16 protein-coding genes and 2 pseudogenes are annotated in these 23,324 nt (G+C 66.2%); 15 read left to right on the top strand and 3 right to left on the bottom strand.

What is annotated here, in order from left to right; all coding sequences use genetic code 11:
• The first annotated feature begins 27 nt into the window (after window positions 1-27).
• Both M2351_RS30595 and M2351_RS30590 read left to right on the top strand, forming a co-directional pair.
• On the top strand, window positions 28-1,155 hold the full coding sequence (locus M2351_RS30595) for a M20 family metallopeptidase (RefSeq protein ID WP_264659797.1): 1,128 nt from the start codon (window positions 28-30) through the stop codon (window positions 1,153-1,155).
• On the top strand, window positions 1,152-2,426 hold the full coding sequence (locus M2351_RS30590; protein WP_264659796.1) for an amidase: 1,275 nt from the start codon (window positions 1,152-1,154) through the stop codon (window positions 2,424-2,426). The genes M2351_RS30595 and M2351_RS30590 overlap by 4 nt, the downstream gene beginning before the upstream one ends.
• Before the next feature lie 142 nt (window positions 2,427-2,568).
• Here the strand turns inward: M2351_RS30590 and M2351_RS30585 are convergent, their stop codons facing one another.
• Window positions 2,569-2,880: a hypothetical protein gene (locus M2351_RS30585; protein ID WP_264659795.1), complete on the bottom strand. Its 312-nt coding sequence runs from the start codon at window positions 2,878-2,880 to the stop codon at window positions 2,569-2,571.
• 479 nt (window positions 2,881-3,359) lie between these two features.
• Here M2351_RS30585 and M2351_RS30580 point away from each other — a divergent pair.
• The 11 genes and pseudogenes from M2351_RS30580 to M2351_RS30530 all read left to right on the top strand — a co-directional run.
• Window positions 3,360-4,856, top strand: a pseudogene (locus M2351_RS30580) (IS1182 family transposase); the annotation flags it as partial.
• A 21-nt stretch (window positions 4,857-4,877) separates the two neighbouring features.
• Window positions 4,878-5,789 (top strand): annotated as a pseudogene (locus tag M2351_RS30575) (IS5 family transposase); the annotation flags it as partial.
• Between the two features lie 42 nt (window positions 5,790-5,831).
• Window positions 5,832-6,137 carry a cupin domain-containing protein gene (locus M2351_RS30570; RefSeq protein WP_319801943.1) on the top strand — a complete coding sequence of 102 codons (306 nt, stop codon included), beginning with the start codon at window positions 5,832-5,834 and terminating at the stop codon, window positions 6,135-6,137.
• A gap of 266 nt (window positions 6,138-6,403) precedes the next feature.
• Complete coding sequence (locus M2351_RS30565) at window positions 6,404-8,257, top strand: tetratricopeptide repeat protein (RefSeq protein WP_264659794.1); 1,854 nt, start codon at window positions 6,404-6,406, stop codon at window positions 8,255-8,257.
• Between the two features lie 277 nt (window positions 8,258-8,534).
• Window positions 8,535-9,305: an enoyl-ACP reductase FabI gene (fabI, locus tag M2351_RS30560; protein ID WP_264659793.1), complete on the top strand. Its 771-nt coding sequence runs from the start codon at window positions 8,535-8,537 to the stop codon at window positions 9,303-9,305.
• A 13-nt stretch (window positions 9,306-9,318) separates the two neighbouring features.
• On the top strand, window positions 9,319-10,221 hold the full coding sequence (locus M2351_RS30555; protein WP_264659792.1) for a DUF2092 domain-containing protein: 903 nt from the start codon (window positions 9,319-9,321) through the stop codon (window positions 10,219-10,221).
• Window positions 10,218-11,072: a hypothetical protein gene (locus M2351_RS30550; RefSeq protein ID WP_264659791.1), complete on the top strand. Its 855-nt coding sequence runs from the start codon at window positions 10,218-10,220 to the stop codon at window positions 11,070-11,072. Before M2351_RS30555 ends, M2351_RS30550 begins: the two co-directional genes overlap by 4 nt.
• Before the next feature lie 41 nt (window positions 11,073-11,113).
• A complete protein-coding gene (locus M2351_RS30545; protein ID WP_264659790.1) occupies window positions 11,114-13,027 on the top strand; it encodes an esterase/lipase family protein in 1,914 nt (637 codons plus the stop codon).
• A gap of 8 nt (window positions 13,028-13,035) precedes the next feature.
• Window positions 13,036-14,430, top strand: coding sequence for a hypothetical protein (locus tag M2351_RS30540; RefSeq protein ID WP_264659789.1), 1,395 nt, complete (start codon window positions 13,036-13,038; stop codon window positions 14,428-14,430).
• A gap of 116 nt (window positions 14,431-14,546) precedes the next feature.
• Window positions 14,547-16,223 (top strand): S41 family peptidase, encoded by a 1,677-nt coding sequence (locus M2351_RS30535; protein ID WP_264659788.1) that lies wholly within the window; start codon window positions 14,547-14,549, stop codon window positions 16,221-16,223.
• Window positions 16,224-17,643: 1,420 nt separating this feature from the next.
• Window positions 17,644-17,937 (top strand): GNAT family N-acetyltransferase, encoded by a 294-nt coding sequence (locus tag M2351_RS30530; RefSeq protein WP_406567450.1) that lies wholly within the window; start codon window positions 17,644-17,646, stop codon window positions 17,935-17,937.
• Between the two features lie 202 nt (window positions 17,938-18,139).
• Here the strand turns inward: M2351_RS30530 and M2351_RS30525 are convergent, their stop codons facing one another.
• Entirely contained in the window at window positions 18,140-19,210 is a 1,071-nt protein-coding gene (locus M2351_RS30525; protein WP_264657876.1) for an IS630 family transposase, read from the bottom strand.
• A 720-nt stretch (window positions 19,211-19,930) separates the two neighbouring features.
• Here M2351_RS30525 and M2351_RS30520 point away from each other — a divergent pair.
• Both M2351_RS30520 and M2351_RS30515 read left to right on the top strand, forming a co-directional pair.
• Entirely contained in the window at window positions 19,931-21,067 is a 1,137-nt protein-coding gene (locus tag M2351_RS30520) for an HlyD family secretion protein (protein WP_264659786.1), read from the top strand.
• 7 nt (window positions 21,068-21,074) lie between these two features.
• On the top strand, window positions 21,075-22,106 hold the full coding sequence (locus M2351_RS30515) for a DUF2955 domain-containing protein (RefSeq protein WP_264659785.1): 1,032 nt from the start codon (window positions 21,075-21,077) through the stop codon (window positions 22,104-22,106).
• Window positions 22,107-22,192: 86 nt separating this feature from the next.
• Here M2351_RS30515 and M2351_RS30510 read toward each other — a convergent pair whose 3' ends face one another.
• Window positions 22,193-23,314 carry an AI-2E family transporter gene (locus M2351_RS30510; RefSeq protein WP_264659784.1) on the bottom strand — a complete coding sequence of 374 codons (1,122 nt, stop codon included), beginning with the start codon at window positions 23,312-23,314 and terminating at the stop codon, window positions 22,193-22,195.
• Window positions 23,315-23,324 lie beyond the last annotated feature (10 nt).

Raw genomic sequence — 23,324 nt, 5'->3', positions numbered from 1 at the left:
TCGCGGATTCTCAAAAGGACGAATGCCATGACACTCTCCTCCACCGTTGCGCTGACACAGGCGCTGGTCCGGCAGAACACCATCAACCCGCCGGGCAACGAGCGCCGCTGCGCCGACCTCCTGGCCAAGCGGCTGGAGGACAACGGTTTCACCGTCACCGTGGTCGGCTTCGGCGAGGGTCGCGCCAGTCTGGTGGCGCGCATCGGCGGGCAGGAGGGCAAGCTGCCCATTGCCTTCACAGGCCACATTGACACGGTGCCGCTGGGCATGCGGGATTGGACGCAGAATCCATTCGGCGGCGACATTGACGGCGACAAGCTGTACGGCCGCGGCTCCAGCGACATGAAGGCCGGAGTCGCTGCCTTCGTCGAGGCCTGCATCGCCCACCGCGCGACGCTGGAATCCGGCCCCGGCGCCCTGCTGGTCATCACCGCGGCGGAGGAAACCGGCTGTGAGGGCGCCTTCCACCTCTGCAACCAGCCGGGCCTGCTGGGCAAGGCCGGGGCGCTGGTCGTGGCGGAGCCCACCTCCAATCACCCGCTGGTCGGCCACAAGGGCGCGTTGTGGTTGCGGGCGGTGGCGGAGGGGGTGACCGCACATGGCTCCATGCCGGAGAAGGGCGTCAACGCTGTGGCCAAGGCGGCGCGCGCCGTGGTGAAGCTGGACGACTTCGATTTCAACGAGCGCCGGCACGAGGTGCTGGGAAGCCCGACGCTGAACGTCGGCACGTTCCATGGGGGCATCAACGTCAACTCGGTGCCCGACCGCGCCGAGATCGGACTGGACATCCGCACTGTGCCCGGCCAGACGCACGCGCGAGTGAAAGAGGCGCTGGGCAGCTTTCTCGGATCGGAGGTGGCGATGGCGCCGATCATTGATGTCGAGGCGGTGTGGACCGACCCCGAGAATGCCTGGATTCGCCGCGTCTTCGCCATCATGGAACCCTTTCTGGGCGAACCGCCGGTGGTCAAGGGAGCCACCTACTTCACCGACGCCTCGGCATTGGCCCCGGCGCTGGGGGGACTGCCGACGGTGATCCTCGGCCCCGGCGAGGCGGCGATGGCGCACCAGACCGACGAGTACTGCCTCGTCTCGCGCATCGACCAGGCGGTCGAGGCGTACGGCCGCATCATCGAGGATTGGTGCACGCCATGAGCCTTGTCCCGACCGCCCTGGAGGCCGCCGGGCGCATCGCCGACGGCAGCCTGACCTGCGAAGCGCTGACCCGCGCTTGCCTGGAGCGCATCGCCGAACGCGAGCCGGCCGTGCAGGCGTGGCAGCATCTGGACCCGAACAGCGCGCTGGAGGCAGCGCGCCGCATCGACCGTTGCGGCAGGGGTCCGCTCAAGGGGCTGCCGGTCGGCGTCAAGGACATCATCGATACTGGCGATATGCCCACCGCCTACGGCTCGCCGCTGTACGCGGGCTTCCGGCCGCCGCGCGATGCCGCCTGCGTGGCGCTGGCGCGGCAGGCCGGTGCGCTGGTGCTCGGCAAGACGGTGACCACCGAGTTCGCCTATTTCCAACCGGGCAAGACCCGGAACCCGTACGCCCCCAGCCGTACACCGGGGGGGTCCTCCTCGGGCTCGGCGGCGGCTGTCGCGGATGGTATGGTGCCATTGGCTTTCGGAACCCAGACGGCCGGTTCCATCATTCGGCCGGCGAGCTTTTGTGGTTGCGTGGGCTATAAGCCGAGCTTCGGCGTGATCGAGCGCACCGGGGTCAGGCCTTTTGCCGACAGCCTGGACACGGTGGGCGTCTTCGCCCGCACGGTGGAGGACGCCGCCTTCTTCGCCTCCGTGCTTGCCGGGCGCCCGAGGCTGCGCATCACGGAAGAGGGTTTCCGTCCACGCATCGGCCTGTGCCGCACCCACGAGTGGGACGCCGCCACGCCGGCCACGCGCGCCGCGTTGGAGGAGGCAGGGCGTCGGCTGCGCGCCGCCGGCCTGGAGGTTCGGGAGATAGCGCTGCCTGAGGGCTTCCGTGACCTGTGCGAGGCGCAGAACACCGTCATGGCTTATGAGGGCGCGCGGGCCTGCGCGCCGGAAATGCTGACCGCGCCGGATGGCCTCAGCGCCAAGCTGCGTGAGATCCTCCAGGCCGGTGCGGCGACCGCTTCGGAAGACTATGACGTGGCCAGGAGACTGGCGGCGGATTGCCGGGCACAATTCGCGGATGTCCTGGGCGACTTGGATGTGCTGCTGACCCCAAGCGCCCCGGGCGAGGCGCCGGAGGGATTGGAGGCCACCGGCGACCCGGTGTTCAACCGGGTTTGGACGCTGCTGGGTGTCCCTTGCTTAAACGTGCCTGCCCTGACTGGCCCGTCGGGCTTGCCGGTCGGTGTGCAGGTGGTCGGCCGAGCCCGCGACGACCGGCGCACCCTGGCCGCCGCAGCCGTCATGGCCCTCGTGCTGTCAGCCGGGTAGGGGCGAGGGAGTTGTCGACGTGCCGGTGGGACGAGACATTGAGGGCCAAAGTTCTCGCAATCGCACTTTGGGTAACTTGGCGCATGGAGGCGAGCGGCGACGGACTGAGCGGCTGTCCAATTGAAGGTCTGATAGATTTGGGCTAAGCCGACCGCAGCATCTGTCCCGGATCGTCCATTGTCCAGCAGTCCAGCCCCTCCAGCGTCTGTACGCAGGCCGTGGCCGCTTTCCGCGACACGAACTCGCGCGGCAGACGATGCCCGGTCGCGAGGTGGGTGATGATCCGGACTTGTGCACCATCTTCCGCCGTGCGCTGGTCGACGCCGAAGACGCCGCAGACCTCATCGGCGATCGCGATCACGACCACGCGGTCCGGCGCGGCCCGGTCCGCGGCGACGGCCACGTAGGTCGCGGATGTCCAGTCCGGTTTGCCGATCAGATCGCGGTTGCGCATGTCTGGCCTGGAGTGAGGTCATTTCCCTGCTTGGAGGTTCCACCGAGCCGCCGTCGTGAGGACATCGCCCTGGCTTTGGCGCATAAATCGGGCAAGAGCTGCTGAATGGCCGAAGAGCGGGTATGAAGGCGCCTCCATTGCCGAGAGCTCGCATGCCCTACAAACATAATGAGCTGCGCCGTCATAAGATCCCGAAGGCCAAGTACCCGGTGACGAATTGATACCGTTGGCGAACTTGGCAGCGTCGGTCCGCCGTTCCTGAGCCGATCGGACCTCTGCTCCGGCTGTTAGGGGAGGTGATGCCGTTGGGGAGAACTGCCATGTCACTGCCAAAACAGCGCATTGAGTCTATTCCGGCGGAGACGGCCCGGGTGGCCCGCGCGGCGTTTCCCAAGGGCACTCTTTGCATGCGCTTACGGGATGAGTTTGGCCCAATCTTCCAAGATACGCTGTTCAGCACCCTATAGTCGCACACCGGCCAGCCGGCCGTCTCGCCATGGCGCCTGGCCCTCATCTGCGTTCTGCAGTTTGCTGAGGGGCTGTCTGACCGCCAAGCCGCGGAGGCCGTGCGCAGCCGGATTGACTGGAAATACGCCTTGGCTCTTGAGTTGACCGACCCGGGCTTCGACTTTTCCGTCCTGTGTGAGTTTCGCGCCCGCTTGGTTGCGGATCATGGTGAGCATTTGGTGTTTGACGCGCTTGTCCGACGGCTCATCGAATGTGGTCTGTTGAAGCCGCATGGCCGGTACCGGACGGATTCCACCTATGTCTTGGCGGCGGTACGGACCATCAACCGCTTGGAAGGCGTCGGCGAGATGCTCCGAGCAGCGCTCAACGATTTGGCCACTGTGGCCCCGGCATGGCTGCGCACGCAGGTCCGGGAAGACTGGAGCGACCGCTACAGTCGGCGCGTGGAGGATCATCGCCTTCCCAAAACCGAAGCCGCTCGGCGCACCTTAGCCGAGCAAATTGGCAGCGATGGGCATCAGCTTCTCGCCGCTCATTATGAGCCGACAACGCCGCCGTGGCTGCGAGAGCGCCCAGCCGTCCAGTGCCTGCGCCAATACTGGGTTCAGCAGTTCTACGTGGCCGACGACAAGGTGACGTGGCGGACACCGGCTGATCTGCCGCCAGCGGGCCTGCGCGCGCACACGCCTTATGATCCAGATTCGCGCTACGCCAACCGGCGGACGACCGGCTGGCACGGCGACAAGGTTCACCTGACGGAAACGTGTGATGAGGGCGCTCCTCATTTCATCACCCACGTGGTGACGACGTCAGCAACGGTCCCGGACCTGAGTATGACCGTGCCGATCCACGAGGCGCTCGCAACTCGGGGCCTCCTGCCGCATCGCCATTATCTGGATGCGGGGTATATCGATGCCGGCATTCGGGTCTGCTTGACACGGGATTTCCACGTCGCGCCCGTCAGTCCGGTTCGGCCCAACAGCAACTGGCAAAGCAAAGTGCCGGGCGGCTACACCATTGATGCCTTCACCATTGACTGGGAGAACCGCAAGGTGCGCTGCCCGCAAGGGCAGCTCAATACGACCTGGAAACCCGGCAAAGACATGCAGGGAAACGACGTTCTTGAAATTACCTTTGGCCATGCGATCTGCCGACGCTGCCCAAGCCGGGCTCTGTGTACTCATGCGCCCTTGGCGTCGCGCCGCATCACGGTACGCCCGCAGCCCGAACACGAGGCCATCCAGAAGGCGCGCCGCGAGCAGCAAAACGAGGGCTGGCAGGCCGACTACGCGCGGCGCGCGGGCATCGAAGGTACCCTTTCGCAGGGGACCCGAGCCTTGGAACTCCGAAAATGCCGCTACTTTGGTTTGGCAAAGATCTCTCTCCAGGAAGTCCTTGCGGCCACGGCCATGAACTTGGTCCGGGCCTACGCTTGGCTTTCCGACCAGCCACTTGCAAAAACGCGCCGCTCACGCTTCGCAACCGTGTGTAGCCCCGCTGTGACCTGAGCCACCGGGTTCGCCAACAGTGTCACCAATTGGGCCGCTTATGATGCGGCCTTGCGTCAGCGCGGCAGCCTCACCGTCTGGGTGAGCGACGAGGCGGTCGCGCAGTGGAAGGCGGTGCCCCGTACCACACCGGGTGGTCAGCCCCACGACTCGGACTTGGCGATCACGACGGCCTTGATGCTGAGGGCGGTGTTCCGTCTGGCGCTGCGCCAGACCGAGGGGCTGATCGGTTCCGTCTTGCACCTGCTCGGGCTTGATCTGCCGGTGCCGGATCACTCCACCATCGCGCGCCGCGCCCGGACGGTGACGCTGCCCTCAGCACCGCGCTCGAGCGGCGCGCCCATCCACCTGCTGGTGGACAGTACCGGGCTGAAGCTGTGTGGGCCGGGCGAATGGCTGATCGAGAAGCATGGCACCAAGAAGCGGCGCTCCTGGCACGCCTTGCACATCGGCATGGACGCGGGCAGCGGCCGGATTGTCGCCGCCACGCTGACCGGGCGCGGCGTCGATGACGCCTCCCAGGTCGGCCCCTTGCTCGATCAGGTCTCTGGGCCGGTGGCCTCGCTGACCGGGGACGGCGCGTATGACCGGAGCGGCGTCTCCGCGTCCGTGCACGAGCGCCATCCCGAGGCCGCGGTGATGGCGCCACCGCGCAGCGATGCCGTGCTCAGCGACACCGCCGAGACCGTGCCCACCCAGCGTGACCGCCACATCCAGATGATCGCGCAGCAGGGCCGAATGGCGTGGCAGCGCGCCAGCGGCTACAACAAGCGGGCGGGCGTGGAAAGCCAAATGGCGCGCTGGAAGGGTCTCCTCGGCGAGGCGCTGCCCTTCCACTGTGACGCGGCGCAGGCCACCGAGGTCGCCATCGGCGTCGCGGTCCTCAACCGCATGATCGACCTTGGACGCCCGAACTCTGCCCGCGTCGCCTGATTACCAACGGGGCTGGGGCAATCTCCTGCTCAGTTCACCTCGATGCAACACGCCGGCGCAGAGCCCGAGCGGTTGCAGTTGCGCCGCATCGTCCCCGGTGTCTATCGCTCAGCCTGGGCCATTGGTGCCGCACAGGCGTCAGTCTGCATGCCGAATGTGGACCCAGGCCGACGTGTTCCCGCTCATCGGCATACCGACACCGAAATGCTGCTGGTGCTGAAGGGCGCCTTCCGCGACGAGTACGGGCAATACGATGGCTATGCAGACCAAAGAAGGGGATGTCCTGCTCCTCAAAAGATTGTGATTCTACCCTTAGTGCATTTGACCATTGCCGAGTTCTTAACATAAGAAATGAGTCATCGCGCGCTCTAAGCGGCTGGGCGCAACAATGGGGATCATCAACTTTGACCTCCATGCTTTTGCAGCTCCGCAATTTGAGGAAGTGTATCTTCTAAATTGTTTTTGAGTGATTCTGAACATGCAACAAGCTGCGTGGTGCGCACACGCTGTGTTTTCGCGCTTTCCCTGTGCAAACTTAGTTCTTTTTGTTTGGTCGGCGTACGGCACTGTCAGACACAGCTTATGGGTGCGAGGCTCACGGATAGGATGCGCTCATGCTACAGTCCGCCGACGAAGCAATCCCCCCGCACGCCATCCAGGACGCGCTGGCGCGCGTTCTTGCCAGCCGGGAATTCCGTGGGGCGACCCGTAAATGCCGCTTTCTGCAGTTCGTTGTGCAGCAGACCCTCGAAGGGCATGCCCACTGCATCAAGGCCTACACCATTGGATTGGACGTCTTCGATCGTGACACTACGTTCGACCCTTTGATCGACCCCGTGGTCCGCATCCAGGCAGGACGCATCCGCCGTTCGTTGGAAAAGTATTACCTCACTGAAGGGGCCAACGACCCCATCCGAATAGCGATCCCGAAAGGGAGCTATGTTCCCCTATTCCAAGTCCGCGACAGGATCGCTCCAGCCGACCACTTGAGTGCTGTCGACCAAGATGACCTATCAAGCTTGCCTTCGACGTTTGCCGAACCACCCACAGACATCCCAGCCAGCGCTTCGCCTCCCCTTCCCCTGTCGTTCCGGCAGCGCATCATGGGGGTGCTGACATCGCCCAAGGTGATGACCGTCGCGGTCCTGCTGGGCATCATGGTTGCTCTTCTGGCGATCACAGGGTGGAACGCCGTGTCTGGTCCACGATCGCCGTTGCCGGAGACGCCCTTGGCCGCGGCGCGTGGCCCATCGCTGCTGGTGCAACCCCTCGCCAACGGTACCGACAACCCGGCACGAGACATTTTCGTCGAGGGCTTCACCGAAGACCTCATCGCGGCGCTGATCCGCTTCCGCAACCTCCTCGTCTTTGGCTCTGGCACCAGCTTCCGCTATCGCACAGCGTCGGAGCTGCAGGAGGCCAATCCCACTGTCACCGTTGACTATGTGCTTCAGGGCAGCGTCACCCAAGCTGGCGAGCAAGTCCAGATCACGGTTGTGCTGATGAAGGCAAAAAGCCGTCAATACCTCTGGTCCGCCAGCTATCGCCGTGATTTCACTCCGGCCACAATGATCACTCTGCGGCAGGATATCGCCGTGCAGATCGCCCGCGCTTTGGCCCAACCGCATGGCGTGATTTACACCGAGGAAGCGCGAAATACCGACGCACGGCCGACGAAAGAGCTGTCCGCCTATGAATGCATGCTGCGGACGCGCCAATATTGGCGGCAGCTGAACGCGGACTTGCACGGCCAAGTGCGGACCTGCCTCGAACGCGCAACCCGGACCGATCCTTCCTACGCCGATGCCTGGGCAGCCCGGGCGATGGTCACCATCGATGAGGCCCGGCTCGGCTTCAATCCAACCCCCGCGCGTCCCGACCCAGTGGCGGTTGGCCTCCAGTTGGCCATGCACGCTGTTGAGCTGGATCCAAACAATCCTCTTCCCCTGCAAGCCCTCGGATTGGCCTATTGGTTACGCCAGGAGCCGACGCTCAGCATTGCTGCCTACGAAAAAGCGTTGGCGCTCAATCCCAATGACAGCGATATCCTCGCCGATCTCGGCCGGTGCTACAGCCTTATCGGGGAGTGGGATAAGGGTGTTCCGATGATCCGCGAGGCCTTTGCCCGCAATCCCGCGCAACCGAGCTGGTACCACATCGTGATCGCCCTGTTCCACTACGTACACAAACGGTACGACAACGCGCTCGTCGAGGCGCGGCAGGTCGGGGTTCCCGAATCCGTCCTACCGCACATAGCTTTGGCGATGATCCACGGTCAGACCGGCAACAAGGCCGACGCCGCACAGGAAGTCGACAACATCCTGCGCATTGATCCGGAATTCGGTGCGAAGGCGATGAGCGAGCTCGCACGCCGAAACATCGCTCCGGGTACCATCGCGAGCATTGTCGAGGGGCTGCAGAAAGCTGGCTTGCCGGTTGCCCGTACGCCGTCCGCTCAAGGGTTTTGACCGCTCTCAGCCCCCTCCACCGACCGCCGGAACTGAAGCATGATACAGGACGCGTTACCGTAGCACGCCAGGGTACGTGAGCCTTGCTACTTCTGAAGAGAGCCCCATTCCGGCTCAATGGACCTGGAGCCGCCGGCAGGCCACCGTCGGAGACAACGGAATGGCACTCCGGGTGAGGTCGGCGCCCGCACGCGGGAGTGCCGGCAGAGCAGGCCCGAACGTGGGCCTGATCAGCCCAGGCAACGACTGCCTGGTGCTTCCTTGGGAGACTTCGCCCATGACGCTGATCACGCTCGCCGGCAAATGCGGCCTTTTAGCCGGTATCGCCAACGACCAGAGCATCGCCTACGGCTGCGCCACGGCCTTTCGCGCGCTTGGGGCAGACCTAGCGGTCACCTACCTCAACGAGAAGGCGGAGCCGCACGTCCGTCCGCTCGCCGAACGGCTCGGCGCCGACCTGATCCTGCCCTGCGACGTGCGGCGCGACGGCGACCTGGAGCGCGTGTTCGCGGCCATCCGCGACCGTTGGGGCCGACTGGACTTCCTGCTGCATTCCATCGCCTTCGCGCCCAAGGAGGACCTGCACGGCCGCTTCGTCGACTGCTCGCGCGAGGGCTTCCAGATGGCCATGGACGTGTCGTGCCACTCCTTCATCCGCATGGCCAAGCTGGCCGAGCCGCTGATGACTAATGGCGGCTGCCTGCTGACCGTCAGCTTCTACGGTGCGGAGCAAGTGGTCGAACACTACAACATGATGGGGCCGGTCAAGGCCGCCCTGGAAAGCGCGGTCCGCTACCTGGCGGCCGAGCTGGGGGCCAGGAAAATCCGCGTCAACACACTGTCCCCGGGTGCGCTGGCGACCCGCGCGGCCTCGGGCATCGACCGCTTCGACGAACTGCTGGAGCGCGCCGCGGCCCGGGCACCCACCCATCAGTTGGTCACCGTGGACGAGATCGGGCCGACCGCCGCCTTCCTGGCCAGCGATGCCGCTCGGCAGATCACCGGCCAGGTGGTCTACATCGACGGCGGTTATCACGTGATCGACTGATCAGCGGTGTCCCATGAGAACGCTTCTGCGGCTGTCCGCCCCGTTGCTTTGCCTACCCCTCCTGTTCGGCCCGGCGCCGGCGGCTGGGGAGCCGCCCGCCGGCGCTCCCGCCCAGACTGGGGCGCCCGAGGCGGAGGAGCCGGACGCGGCCGACGAGCCGGCCATCGACGAGCAGGCCATGGACGTGCTGAACCGGATGGCCGACACGCTGGCCCAGGCCAAGGGCTTCCGCGTGACGATCCGGTCCAACTACGACGTGGTGCAGGACACAGGCGAGATGATCGAGTTCGGCGAGCGCCGCGCCGTGACGCTGAACCGTCCCGACGCCCTGCGGGTGGAGTCCCAGCAGAGCGACGGAACGCGGCGCCAAGTGACCTTCGACGGCAAGGCGCTGACCGTGTTCGACCCCGGGCAGAAGGTCTACGGCCAGCTGGACCGGCCCGGCAGTGTGGACGACGCGGTGCGCTACCTGGTCCAGGACCTTCAGGTCCGGCTGCCGCTGGCGCTTTTGCTGGTCACGACCCTACCGGCGGAGCTGGACCAGCGCATCCAGGCCCTGGACTATGTGGAGCGTGACACGCTGACCCCGGTGCCGACCGACCATGTGGCCGGCCAGACCGAGGACGTGGATTTCCAGGTCTGGGTCGCCGCCGAGGGAGAGCCGCTGCCGCAGCGGATCACCATCACCTACAAGAACGACGAGGGCGAGCCGCAGTACCGCGCCGACCTCACGGACTGGACCCTGAACCCCGACCTGTCGGCGGCGCAGCTCGCCTTCCGCCCGCCGGAAGGGACACAGCGCATTCCCTTCCTGGTGCGCGTCCGCAAGGCCGCGGGCGACCAAACACCAGCGGCAGACAGCCCGTCCGGGGACAAGCCGGAACGTTCCGGCAGCGCAGAGGAGGCCCCGAAATGATGATGGGCGTCGCACGCTCCGGTCTCGCCATCGGCGCGGCCCTGATCCTGGTCGTCGCCTCCTTCGCGGATGCTGCGGCGCGCGGCGGTCGCGGCGGCGGCGGCCGTGGCGGCGGGGGAGGCGGCATTTCTCGCGGAGGTGGGGGTGGCGGTTTCTCGCGGTCCGGCCCGGCGGCCAGTGGCAGCTTCTCCGCGCCAAGACCATCCGGCGGGGGAGGCTATTCCCGCGCCGGTGCCGCATCGGGTGGCGGCTTTGCCGCCCAGAGATCGGCGCAGCGCCCGGCCGGCGGCGCCGCGGCGACCGGAGCCCGGCAGGCCGGCGCCACCGAGCGGTCCAGTCAGCGGACCGCCGCCGCGCAGACCGCCTCCCGCCAGTCGGGAGCGACCGAGCGTTCGGCGCAACGCAACGAGACCCAGCAGGTCCGGGCCCAAGAACGAGCCGACACCCGCGCCTCCGGCCAGGCGGAACGGACGGAGCGGCAGGGGCAACGGCAGCAGGGGCAGACCGAGCGCACCGAAGCCCGCCAGCAGGGGCAGAGCGAACGCACCCAAGCCCGCAGCAACGCGGCCCAGAACATGTCGAACAACTGGGACTACCACCACGATTACGACGACTGGGACGACGATGACTGGGGCTGGGCCCTGGCGGGCGCGGCGGTCGGGGCAACGGCCGGCTACATCGCCGGGGCGGCGACGGCGTCGCCGACCTATGTGACCGTGCTCCCCTGCTCGCCGACGGTCGTGACCGCCGGGAGCGTCAGCTATTATGGCTGCGGCGGGACCTGGTACAACCAGACCTATGTCAACGGAACCGTGTCCTACGTCACCGTGGCACCCCCGCCCGGCCATTAGGGCCCAAGGCTCATGGCGCTGCCGTTTTCGGAGGCATCGGAATGACCCGACAGACCGTCCGATGCCGCGTTGCCGGCGCGGTGCTGCTGGCCGGCGTTCTCGTTGTTGGTGGCTGCGCGACGCCGGTCAGCGTCGAGCGGGTGGATCATGCGACGGTCCATCAGTTGCTCACCCGCGATGTGCTGTCCGCGCATGTGCTCAGCGACCCGACCCACAACGTGCTGCGCCGGTGGTCTCTCACCGACCGCTTCCTGGCCCAACCCGAGACTGCCATCGCGGATCTTCAAAGGGCCGTCGCCGATGGCCGGGGCGGCGCCGATGAGGTCTTTGCCCTGGCGGAGATGTCCTTCCTGCACGCCAGTGAAGGCGGTGGGCGCCCGTATTTTCTGGCCGCCGCCCTCTGCGCCTACGCCTTCCTGTTCCCTGAGGGGATGGACCAGCCACCCAGCCCGTATGATCCGCGACTCCGACTCGCGACCGATGTGTACAACCGTGGTCTGACGTCGGGCCTGGCCACCGAGGATGGCACGGGGATGGCCATCCACGCGGCGAGCTATCCATTGCCCTCGGGCCAGCTCGACGTCGACTTTGAGCCGCGCGAGCTCGCGTGGGGCGGGCGCCAGCTGACCAACTTCTTCCCGGTGGCCGAGGTGGAGGTCCATGGGCTCGACGCCCGGTACCGCCAGCCCGGGATCGGTGCGCCGATGGCGGCGGGCACCACGCAAGGCAACCTGACGGCAGGCTTTCAGGTCGGCGCGCGCGTGAAGACGCCTGTCACCGCCCTGCTGCGCGTTCCCGACCCCCGGCGCCAGCTTGCCGGTGGACGGGTGCACGCGCGGCTCGAGCTCTATCCGTCCTCGGAGGCGGAAGCGGTGCTGATCGATCACCAGCGGATTCCCCTGGAGATCGAATACACCTCCACGCTCGCGTACATGCTGGACGGCCTGCCGGTGTGGGAATTCGAGTTCGGCGGCTTCCTGCGCGGCGGCCTGCTGGAAGGCCAGGCGAGCCGCCTGATCGCGCTGGAACCCTATCGGCCCGGGCGGATCCCGGTCGTGTTCGTCCATGGCACGGCGTCGAGCGCCGTGCGCTGGGCCGAGATGCTGAACGACCTGCGGAGCGATCCACGCATCCGCGACCATTTCCAGTTCTGGTTCTTCAGCTACGAGACGGGCAACCCCGTCCCCTATTCCGCGCTGCTGCTGCGGGAAGCCTTGCGGCAAGCGGTTTCCGCTTTGGATCCGTCCGGACAGGACTCCGCGCTGCACGAGATGGTCGTCATCGGGCACAGCCAGGGCGGATTGCTCACCAAACTGACGGCGGTCGATACGGGCGACCGGTTCTGGACCGCCGTCTTCCGCAAGCCACCCGACCAGTTGGAGGTTGCCCCGACAAGCCGCGACCTCCTGGTGCGCTCCCTGTTCGTGAAGCCGGTGCCTACGGTCAAGCGGCTCGTCTTTATCGCCACGCCACACGGTGGCAGCTACGTCGCCGGAAACCGCATCAGCCAGTTCATCGCGGGCCTGGTGCGGTTGCCGGGAAACCTCGTGGGGGCGCTCTCGGAGATCGGGCAGATGGACAGCACGACCACCGCCCTGGCCCAGGAGGCACGATTCGGCAGCGTCTACGGCATGACGCCGGGCAGCCTGCTGGTTCGCACGCTGGCAGGCACTCCCATCGCGCGCGAGGTCAAGGCGCATTCGATCATAGCCGTGCGCGGCGACGGTCCCGTCGAAACCGGTGATGACGGCGTCGTGGAGTACAAGAGCGCTCACATCGCGGGCGTCGAATCGGAGTACATCGTGCGCTCCGGCCATTCCACCCAGTCCGACCCCCACACCATCGAAGAGGTGCGGCGCATTCTTCTTCTGCACTGGACGGAATCGTGCAGCAAACGTCAGGACTGTCCGCCGGCCGGGGACGCCGCGCCGCGCATTGCGAGCCGCTTGCGATGAGGACCGGCGTGCGCCACGCTGCCGGGCTTACGGTCCTCACACTGGCCGGCCTCTTGCTGGTCCCCGCGCCGCTGCCGGCGGACGAGCCTTCGGCACTGCCGCTCTCGCAGGTCATGGCCGAACTGTCCCGGAATCCGGATTTCGTGGCGGCTGTGTCCACGCGGCTGGGACACCACCCGAAAGCCGGCGGCATTCTTGGACCGGACGAGATCAAGCGGCTGCGTGAGCTGATCCTCGGCGAGAACTTCGAAGCTCTGGACCGCTTCCCAGCCCTCACCGTGCGCGGCTTGGGGCGCTCCGTTTGGCTCGCGGGAGCGGTGCTGAACCATCCCGCGGACGCACCGTCCGGACGGCCGGCCACCGTGAAGGAGCCTCTCGACGATGAGCTCGGCATTCCAGCGGCTGGGGAGGCCCCGGCGCAAGGCGCCTTTCTGAGCCCGTTGGGCTTTGGATTGGCGATGGGTGACCGGACCGATCCGACGCTGGCCGCACGCTATGCCGATGGTCGCCGGCTTGCCGAGGTGTTGAACCGCCTCTCCCTGAACGCTCCGGATGACGGGCGGCGCTCCCGGATTATCTTCGCCGGACAAACCCTGGACAGCCCCGCCGCCCTTTTGGGTGCGCTGGCGGCGGCGGGTCACGACGTGGACGTCCGGGACGCCCGGTACTTCGCCAACTTCGGCGACCTGATCTACCAGGGCCGCGACGTCCTCACGCCGTTCTGGCTCGACACCGAACTCCCGGTTCCGGGAACCGATCGGACGCTCTTGGTGCCCGTGAGCCATTCCCAGCACGAGGTCATCGTCCGCGGTCCGGTGGTCAACGCCGACCTGTCCTTCTACTTCGGCATCGATGGAGAGGCGATGTTCCGCCCCAGCGTGACCCGCGACCAAGCCTGGGTCATGGGCCGGGTGGCACATCGGTACCGCGGTCCGGACGCCCTGGAGGTGGTCCGCCTCGCCGGGGCCATTGTCCGCGCCTACGATGCGATCAAACGGCATCATCTGGACCTGCCGTTCGGTGGCTACTACGCTCTGGGCGTCTGCAACGACATCAACGCCATGATCGAGTTGCACATGCAGGGAGCGACCACCCTGTTCCCGCTGACGCTCGACCCGGAGTTCTTTCCGGGTGAGGGCGAGGTTGACCGGCTCGCGCAGCGGCTTCCGTTGGACAGCGCACGCGGTGTGCCGCCGGATCCGAAGCGCATCCTGGGGGCGCTTCCCGTCGACGACCTGTCCGCGCTGCCGTTTCCGGCTTTGCGGCAGGACCTGGAGGCCGGCCGCGCCGCGTGGACCAGCGGCCCTCCACCCCATGGCGACCGGCCCGCGGTCGTGCTTCTGAGCACGGCGGCCGGAGCCGTCATCATCGGCCTGTGGTTCGTCCGTCGTCGCCGGGCGTGACAAGCAGGGCTTGGCCCACTGTGCCGAGTGCGGGGAGGGGCGCTGTGTTACCGTATCACGGCGTTACCGTAGCCTGGGCCGCCTAACCCTTGTGCTACTTCCGAAATAAGCCACCCGTGCGGTTCAATGCCGAAACCGATGTCGTCGTCGCCAACATGCGCGTCTTCCGCGATGTACCCAGAAATTCCGGGACACGGCTTCCGGGACACTGGGGGTCGCGCATCGGCGACACCGAGCAAAGTGGTCCCCTGGCCATGATCGAACATCGTCGAGATGCCTCAGCCCTCCACACCGTACGGCCGGCATCGCCAAGGCACTCAGGATGCCGGGCTCTGAGGCTCGCGCTGCCCTTGTTGGCGCTGGCGCTGGCGCTGGCGACTGAAACCGCGTGCGTGGTGCGTTCCGCCGACCACGATCCCATTGACGCCGCGCTTGAGCGGTATCGGGCCGCCTTCGCGGCGATGCGGCCAAGCGCTTTGCCCCCCTCAACGTCCGATCCCAACTACATCCTCTTCGCGGATGTGCTGCAGCACGTGCTGTCGTCCCATGTGAAGTCCGCTGACCCGGAGCGGCTGATCGACACGGCGGTGGCAGGATTAGGGAAGAAGAGGCAGGACGACCGCACCGCCAGCGAACGGGTTCTGACCGAGAGCGCCATCGGGGCCATGCTGGCCTCGCTCGACCCGTATTCGGGGTTTCTCGACGCCGAGCACGTGCAGGACGTTCGCGATCAGATGCATGGCGAGTTCCCTGGTCTGGGCATGGTGGTCGCGCCGGATGATGGAAGCGGCCTGCTCCGCGTCGTCAGCGCCAACGCAAACACGCCCGCGGCTCGCGCCGGAGTGCGGTCTGGCGACCTGATCGCCCGGATCGATGACCGCGAGGTGAAGGGGTTAAGCCTGCACGAGGCGGTGATGACCATGCGTGGCCCGTCCGGCGGTGGCGTGACGTTGCTGCTGCTGCGCCCGGGCAACGATGTTCCCCTGCTTGTGTCCGTGACACGGACCATGGTCCGTTCTGAGCCGGTCCTTCACCGGGTCGAGAGTGGCGTCGCTTACATCCGGATCACCCACTTCACCGAGCAAACCAGCCGTCTTGTCCACGAAGCTTTCGATACGATGAGGCACCAGACCGACCGCGAACTGGCCGGCGTCGTGTTGGATCTGCGGGATAACCCCGGCGGCCTGTTCGACCAGGGCGTGAGGGTCGCCGACGCCTTCCTCGGCGCGGTGGAGATCGTGTCCACCCGGAGCCGTGTATCGGGCGTGCAGCATTATTCCGGGGGTACGGGCGATGACGTGGTGCGGGACCTGCCATTGGCGGTGCTGATCGACAGTGGCACGACGTCCGCGGCGGAGGTTGTCGCTGGGGCGTTGCAAGACCATCACCGGGCGCTGCTGTTCGGCGGGCGCAGCTACGGCAAAGGCTCGGTCCAGACGATCTTCCAATTGGCTGGTGGCGATGGCCTTCGGCTGACCACGGCGCGCTACTTCCGACCATCCGGCGGTCCGGTGGAATGCTTCGGTATTGTGCCGAACGTCGCCATCACCCCGGCCGGCCGGCCTCCGCCGCCCGGCGCGTGGCCCAGGACCACCGCGGCGGAGGAAATGCACCCCGACCCGGCGACCTGTGATCCCGACGCTGTCGCGCCAACGCCACCGCGAACCTGGGCCATGACCGAGCTTTGCCCTGAGGTGGCGAGCACACCGCCCATGTCCGAGCTGGACCGCTCTCTGGACTGCGCCCTGGCCGCGCTCCGCACACGCCGCTTAGATAGAGCGCTGACGCCATGAGGCGGCCGCCTTGGACCTGCGCGCGCTTCCGTTACAGGCGCCTCCCCAAGATCCCCGTGACTCGCTGGACCACACCGGCGTCCGTCAGTGGACGAGCGTCATGCTCGATGAACGCTGCGAGCCCTGTAGACGATGTCCGGAACGGCCGTGCCTCTTCTCATGGGCTCACGCGCGCATTCCGGACCGTATCGTGAGCACGTCCCATCGAGGTTCGGCCGCCAGCTTGACGGACGAGAACCATGCTGCGACAGCGTCTTCTGCATTGGCTTTGTCAGCCGCGGCACCATCGCCATTGATGCCGTCGTGATGACCGCGGTCATCGGCGCTGCCCAAACTGCACCGAGGTGGCAGCAAGGGCACCCCGGTTCTGGCTTGCCGTCGCCCTGGTAGCAACCGTCGGAGTTTTGCTGGGGACGCACGACCCCGAGGTGACGAGGTTGACGCTCACCTATTCTCATCTGGACCTCGTTCCGCCGCGCGCCAATGTCCCGTATATGACGTTCGTCTAGAAGACCACCCTCAGATACGGCAACATCATGCCCGCAGAGCACTTGTTTCTGCTTGGACCGATGGCCGCCATGAGCGGTGTCGTGCGGTTCGGTTGGACGACGACGGGCAATTTCGAAGCATCGATGCAGACAATTCGCATCCGTGACCGTTGCGATGAACGGTGAGGGCAAGGAGCTCCGGCGAGAGATGTTCATATGACCTTTGGGACCATCGGCGACGGTCTGGTGTCTGCTGGGCTGGGTCATTGCCCTTCAGCGCCAACGGAAAGATTCCCTTGCCCGGTCTGACGGGGCGCTTGGCCGATGCCCGCGCACGGCGCAACCTATTCAAGGGGGCACGAAAATTATTGTTTTCCCGGGGGTTCAGGGGAACCCACCTCACCACAAGCGGGGTGGGACATCCCTGCACGGTCGTCTACTTGCGGGAGTGAGCGCGCGACAGTCGCCTTGACGTGGTGCAGGATAAGAGCACTCCGCCCCCAATGCTCTCATGGATGGCGTCGACCGGTCTGGACCGACCATGCCCGCGTCCTCCACGAGGCCCTTTTGGGGAATTCCATGCGCGCACGCTGGCTCGCAAGTTCCCACGCGTGTAGGATGTCGACAAAATGACTGGCGGATTTTGGCTTGAGAAGCCCAGCTCGGCATCGCAAATGGACACGCTTATACGGCAGCGTTGGTCATGACGGAGCCTGCGGCGTACTCGGCGGTTGAGGTGCGGCGCGATGGGCGCCTGATGGAAATACGGGCGCTCCGGCGGGACGACCGGGAGGCCCTCGTGGCCGCGGTCGGCCGTACCAGTTCCCAGTCGCTCTACCGGCGTTTCTTCGCCATGAAGCGCGGGTTTACCGAGCAGGAAATCGCCTTTTTCGAACGTCGACTTCATCAGCCATGTGGCCCTGGTCGCGGCGATGGACGAGGACGGTCAGTCAGCGATCATCGGCGGTGGCCGTTACATCATCGTACAACCGGGGCAGGCCGAGGTGGCCTTCATGGTCCTTGATCACCATCAGGGGCAAGGCGTGGGCGCCAAGCTCCCCCACCACCTCACCGTGTTGGCGCGTGAGGTGGGCTCAAGGGAACTGGTCGCCGATGTTCTGGCTGACAATGTCCCAATGATGACGGTGTTTGAGCGAAGCGGGTTTTCCCTTCATAAGAAGCACAGTCCTCAAAGCGTACACGTCACGCTTTCATTGTCGGTCTGATTCAACGCACAGCCCCTCCGCCCGGCATGCTGCCCGGGGCCCACACTCGCAAGTTGTCGCAGGACCATGCCAGAACCGATGCGTGCAAGCTCGGGAAAGTCATCCCAAGCTCGGGCAGGTCATCCAAAGTGTTCTGAACGTTTTGGAATTGACCATACACGCGATTGCCAGTGTGGTCTGCAACGCAATCTATTGCACTGACTCATTCAGAAGGTGCAGGCAAACGGCTGAGTTTATCGAGGATATCCTCGGCCGACTTGGTCCAGATGAAGGGCTTGGATGCCCTGTTGTGCTCGCGGATGTAGCGGGCGATGGCGTCCTGGAGATCGGCCACGGACTTGAACACGCCGCGCCGGATGCTCCGGCGGGTGATGATGGAGAAGAAGCCCTCGACGGCGTTGATCCAGGACGCCGAGGTCGGCGTGAAATGGAAGACCCATCGCGGATGATTGGCCAACCATTCCAGCACCTTGGGATGCTTGTGGGTGGCGTAGTTGTCGACGATGGCGTGGATCACCTTGCCGACCGGCACGACGCGCTCGACGGCGTTGAGGAACTTGATGAACTCCTTGTGGGTGTGCTTGGGCAGGCAGCGGCCGACCACGGTGCCGTCCAGGGTGGTCAGCGCGGCGAACAGCGTGGTGGTGCCGTTGCGCTTATAATCGTGCGTCATCGTCCCGCACTTGCCGGGCTTCAGCGGCAAACCCGGCTGAGTGCGGTCGAGCGCCTGGATCTGGCTCTTCTCGTCGATGGACAGCACCACCGCGTGGCAGGGCGGGTCCATATAGAGGCCGACGATGTCCTCCACCTTGGCGGCGAACGCCGGGTCGTTGGAGCGCTTGAAGGTGCGCAACCGATGCGGCTGGAGCCGGTTGGCTTCCCAGATGCGCTGCACGGCGCGCAGGCTGATGCCGACGGCCTTGGCCACCGCCCGGCCGGTCCAGTGTGTCACGGCGCCGGGTGGTTCCGAACACGTCAGCGCCAGCACCTTGGCCACGGTGGCGGTCGGCAGCGGCGCCCGGCCGGGCTTGCGCGTCTTGTCGCGCAACAGCCCATCGACGCCTTGTTCGGCGTAGCGCACTTGCCAACGCCAAACCGCCGGGCGGCTGACGCCGGCCCGACGGGCCACCTCCAGGACCGGCAGCCGCGCGGCCGAGAGCAGAATGATGTTCACCCGCTGCACATGTTTCTGCGGGCGGTTCCGGTCACCGAGGACCGCAGCCAAACGCGCGCGGTCCTCCGGTCCAACAATGATGCTGACGGTCTGGGCCATGCCGACAGAATCGCACGTCGGCGGCCCGTTGTGAATCCTATGTCTGCGTCAAAGCACTATGAACGGCAAGGCCGCCAAATGGGCGATGACGGTGCACCGTTGAAGCTCATGAAAACGGGACCGCGCCCAACCGCCCGCACGACGACAATGAACCTGGATGTGACGGAGAATTGATCGCTGACACGAACGTGCATGGTCTCCACCCTCAGGATCATTTGCGGCCAAGGCTCGAAGCCGTCCGATCACCTCCACAACGCTGGACCGGGTCGGGGCTGAGTGGTAGGTCCGACTATCGATCACCACCGCGTCCGGTTCCACCGTGTCGACGCAGGGCAGACCCCACGCCCGGCGGAGCCGGTCGTGCAACCAGCGCCACAGCCCGAGCCGGGGCCAGCGGGCACACAGCGTGCCCAACGCGACAAACGGGCTGCCGGTGAGATGGACGATGGCGCGCCGCTGCAGGCCACAAAAACACGCGCATAGATGGCCATGATCGCCTTGCGCCTCCGGTGAGAGGCGCTTTGGCTCATCCCACGGGAAGCTCAATAGCTACGTCGCTCGAGCCGGCTGAGGTTTCCAGGCGCAAAAGGGCGGCGCTGGTATCATTTTTCGATGTCGCCAGAGCACCCGAAGCGACCGACAATGGCGCAAACGAGTCGTGCCCGACGTTGATTGGACCGTGTCTGTTCGAGCAACCGACACGCGAAAGGCCAAGGCTCCATGACCCAAACCGCCAACACCAATGAACGCATCGCGGCGGATGACAGCGGGGCCGCCGCGCCGGAAGCAACTCGCGACCTCACGGGGCTAAGACGAATCACGCTGTTCGCGATCGCGTTTGCGGCGCTCGTGTTCGCCTACTATGTGGTGGCGGACCAGACGACGCCTTTCAGCAGCGACGCACGGGTCCAGGCGTTTGTGATCCGCATGGCGCCGGAGGTGGCCGGCCAAGTCCTGAACGTCGATGTGACCGACAACGCGCGCGTGGCCCGCGGCGCCACGCTCTTCCGGCTGGATCCGACGCCGTTCGCGATTGCCGTGGCACAGGCGCAGGCGAAGCTCGCCCAGGTGGGGCAGAGCATCGGCGCCTCGACCGCCGCCGTGGACGTGGCGGAGGCCGCCCTCGACGAGGCGCGCGCGACGGAAACCAACGTACGGGCCCAGACCGCGCGCGTGTTCGATCTCGTCAAACGCGGCGTGTATGCCGCGGCGCGCCAGGATCAGGCCACAGCCCAGCTGGATGAAGCGCACGCTCGGGTCGTCCGCGCGGAGGCGGACGTCGCCCGCGCGCGCGAGCAACTCGGCCCCGCGGGCGAGAACAACCCGCAGATCCAGGAGGCCATCGCCGCGCTCGACAAGGCGCGCTTCGATCTGTCGAAAACCACGGTGACGGCGCCGTCTGACGGGGTGGTCACCAGCCTGCAGCTGGCGGGAGGCCAGGTGATAACGGCCGGTCAGCCGGCGATGACCTTCATCAGCGTGACGGACGTCTGGCTGCTGGCGTCCATCCGGGAGAACAGCCTGGGCGTTCTCGCGCCGGGACAGCGGGCCGAAGTGGTGCTCGACGTCCTGCCCGGGCGCGTGTTCGAGGCGACGGTGTCGAGCGTCGGCTGGGGCATCGCCTCCGGCGCGGTGGATCCAGCGACGGGGTTGCCGAAACCGTCGACCGAAACCGGCTGGCTGACGGACCCCGAGCACTTCCCGGTGCAGCTCGCCTTCGACCCTCAGAACCTGCCGCGCGGCGCACGCTACGGATCGAAGGCCGCGGTCATGGTCTATGCCGACGACAACGCGCCGATGAATGCGCTTGGCTGGCTGCGCATCCGACTGATCGCGGCTCTTACCTATGTTTCGTGACCGGCCTATGTTTCGTGACCCGGCGTCGCTGGAGCGGCGCAACCATGGCTTGCGGTTGGCCTTCGCCGTGGCGCTGGGACTGGTGTTTGAGATCCTGCGCGGTGCGCTGGTGCCGCCACTCGCCGCGGTGATTGCGCTGCAGCTGCTTGCGTTGCCGGGGCCGCGGCCCACGGCGAAAATGGTCCTGGGGCTTTTTGTGGTCGTCAGTGGCGCGTCACTGTTCGCCTATGGTGTGTCGGCGCTCACGGCGGACCGGGTATTCCCCTACGCCTTGGGCGTCGGGCTGATCTACCTGTGGGGGTTCGCCCTGGCGCTGCAGCGGAAGACCGCCGCGGTGGGCACGATGACGCTGACGATGGGCATCGTGGTCACCACTCTGGCGGCCGTTTCCACAGACCTCGCTGCGGTCCTCGTCGTCCAGCTGTCGCTCTCGGTGGCCTTCGGCATCGCCCTGGTGTTCCTCGCCCACGCGGTCTTCCCGCAGCGGGCGCCGAGTCCCGGCGCGGCGGCTGCGGAAGTGGGGGCGCCCGTTGGCGTCACCTCTCGGGCGATGGTGGCGACCCTTATCATTCTTCCGTTGCATCTGGTGCTGGCGGCCGACGGTTTGGCCGCGATGGTGGTGCTGCTCACCGTGGCGACCATGCTCCGCCAAGTGCAGATTGAGCAGGCCGCGCGCTATGCGACGAGCTTCGCCGCCGGCAACCTGCTGGGCGGGCTGCTGGCCGCGGCGGCGGTTCGGGTGGTGAGCCTCCACGCGACCATTCCGGTGCTCACCACCGTGGTCGTCGCGGCCACGCTTCTCGTCGCGTGGTGGATCGAGCGGGTCCCGATGTTCGCTCACGTGCTGCTTCCCGGCTTCGTGGCGTTCACCGTGCTGTTCGGGTTGGCCTTCATGCCGGCGTCGCCATCGGCCGATGTGGAGCTTTTGAAGCGGCTGGCGCAAATCGTGGCCGCCGGGCTGTACGCACTGGGTGCCGTCAGCCTCGTCATGCCGTTCGCACGCGGGCCGCGGGCACTCGCTGACGGTTCTGTGATGTGACGAAGCGTCGGTGCGGGGGGTGCGATCAGGGCTCGAGTGGCGGGACGCGACCGGACGCGCCGAAGGGTGAAAGGGCGGCCTTGCCCTCACCGCCGCATCGTCTGGGGCGTCGGGTGTTCAATCCGCGGCCCGCCCTCACTTGGCTGCCCCCGCAGCCATTCCATGAGCAGGACATAGCCGACCGCCAGCAGCACAGGCCCCTTAAACAGTCCGAGAAGGCCGTCGGCCAGCATGCCGCCAATGACACCAATCAGAATGACCGGCATTGGCGCCTCCAGTCCCCGACCGAGCATCAATGGCTTGAGGACATTGTCGCTGAGCCCGGCGGCGAGGGTCCAGACCATGAAGATGATCGCGGGCGTCGTGGCTTCGGTCGCGAGGACGTAGCCGATCACAGGCAGCGTCAGCAGCGTCGCCGGCACCTGCACGATGCCCAGAAAAAGCGTCGCGAGCGTCAAAAGGCCGGCCGCCGGAAGGCCAATGGCGAAGAAGGCGACTCCGATGAGCAGCGACTGGATGATGGCCACGCCGACAACACCAAGGGCCACGCCACGGATCGTCGCGGCGGTCAACGCAACCAGTCGCGCCCCCCGCGTTTCGCTGCCGATCACGGTTTGCAACAGGCGCTGAGCAAAAGCGGCGGCACCCTTGCCATAGGCGACGATCACGGCGGCGATCGCGAAGGACAGAATGAACGAGAAGACGCTGGCGGCCAAGCCGCCCGTGGATGACACCAGCCACGCCGCCGGCCCCCGCAACATCTGGCCGTACTTGGCGAGCGCGACCGGCATGTTGGTGGCGATGAGGGCCCAGGCTTCTGTCAGTTTCTGGCCAACCAATGGGACGGTGGCGAGCCGTGGCGGTGGCGGCGACACGGTGAGGCTGTTGTTCTGCAGATCCGAGAAAAGTGAATATGCGGTAGACCCAACCGATGTCGCCACCATGATGAGCGGCACGAGCGTCACCACAACGCCGACCAGCCCGATCAGCAGCGCCGACCAGCGATTGCCGAGCCGGACGGCGAGACGGCGATGCAGCGGATACAGCAAGACCGCCAGGATCGCCGACCAAAGCAGTATGTCAGCAATGGGCACTATGATTCGGCCGCAGGCATAAACCAGAAAGGCGATCAGTGCAATCTGAAGGGCAACATAAAGCACGGCTGAATGCGGTGGCGCCTGATCGGAGCGTGGAGGATTCAGGTCCATTGTTTCGCCA

It is taken from the genome of Azospirillum canadense (assembly GCF_025961225.1).
Lineage (GTDB): Bacteria > Pseudomonadota > Alphaproteobacteria > Azospirillales > Azospirillaceae > Azospirillum > Azospirillum canadense.
Note: the sequence above shows the minus strand (reverse complement) of the source record. Positions and strands in the feature narration are given on the sequence as shown.

Bases quoted from the DNA above. Each gene is read 5' to 3' on its own strand.
- M2351_RS30595 (WP_264659797.1), top strand. From the start codon at position 28: ATGACACTCTCCTCCACCGTTGCGCTGACACAGGCGCTGGTCCGGCAG.
- M2351_RS30590 (WP_264659796.1), top strand. From the start codon at position 1,152: ATGAGCCTTGTCCCGACCGCCCTGGAGGCCGCCGGGCGCATCGCCGAC.
- M2351_RS30585 (WP_264659795.1), bottom strand. From the start codon at position 2,880: ATGCGCAACCGCGATCTGATCGGCAAACCGGACTGGACATCCGCGACC.
- M2351_RS30570 (WP_319801943.1), top strand. From the start codon at position 5,832: ATGCAACACGCCGGCGCAGAGCCCGAGCGGTTGCAGTTGCGCCGCATC.
- M2351_RS30565 (WP_264659794.1), top strand. From the start codon at position 6,404: ATGCTACAGTCCGCCGACGAAGCAATCCCCCCGCACGCCATCCAGGAC.
- fabI (WP_264659793.1), top strand. From the start codon at position 8,535: ATGACGCTGATCACGCTCGCCGGCAAATGCGGCCTTTTAGCCGGTATC.
- M2351_RS30555 (WP_264659792.1), top strand. From the start codon at position 9,319: ATGAGAACGCTTCTGCGGCTGTCCGCCCCGTTGCTTTGCCTACCCCTC.
- M2351_RS30550 (WP_264659791.1), top strand. From the start codon at position 10,218: ATGATGATGGGCGTCGCACGCTCCGGTCTCGCCATCGGCGCGGCCCTG.
- M2351_RS30545 (WP_264659790.1), top strand. From the start codon at position 11,114: ATGACCCGACAGACCGTCCGATGCCGCGTTGCCGGCGCGGTGCTGCTG.
- M2351_RS30530 (WP_406567450.1), top strand. From the start codon at position 17,644: ATGGACGAGGACGGTCAGTCAGCGATCATCGGCGGTGGCCGTTACATC.
- M2351_RS30525 (WP_264657876.1), bottom strand. From the start codon at position 19,210: ATGGCCCAGACCGTCAGCATCATTGTTGGACCGGAGGACCGCGCGCGT.
- M2351_RS30520 (WP_264659786.1), top strand. From the start codon at position 19,931: ATGACCCAAACCGCCAACACCAATGAACGCATCGCGGCGGATGACAGC.
- M2351_RS30515 (WP_264659785.1), top strand. From the start codon at position 21,075: ATGTTTCGTGACCCGGCGTCGCTGGAGCGGCGCAACCATGGCTTGCGG.
- M2351_RS30510 (WP_264659784.1), bottom strand. From the start codon at position 23,314: ATGGACCTGAATCCTCCACGCTCCGATCAGGCGCCACCGCATTCAGCC.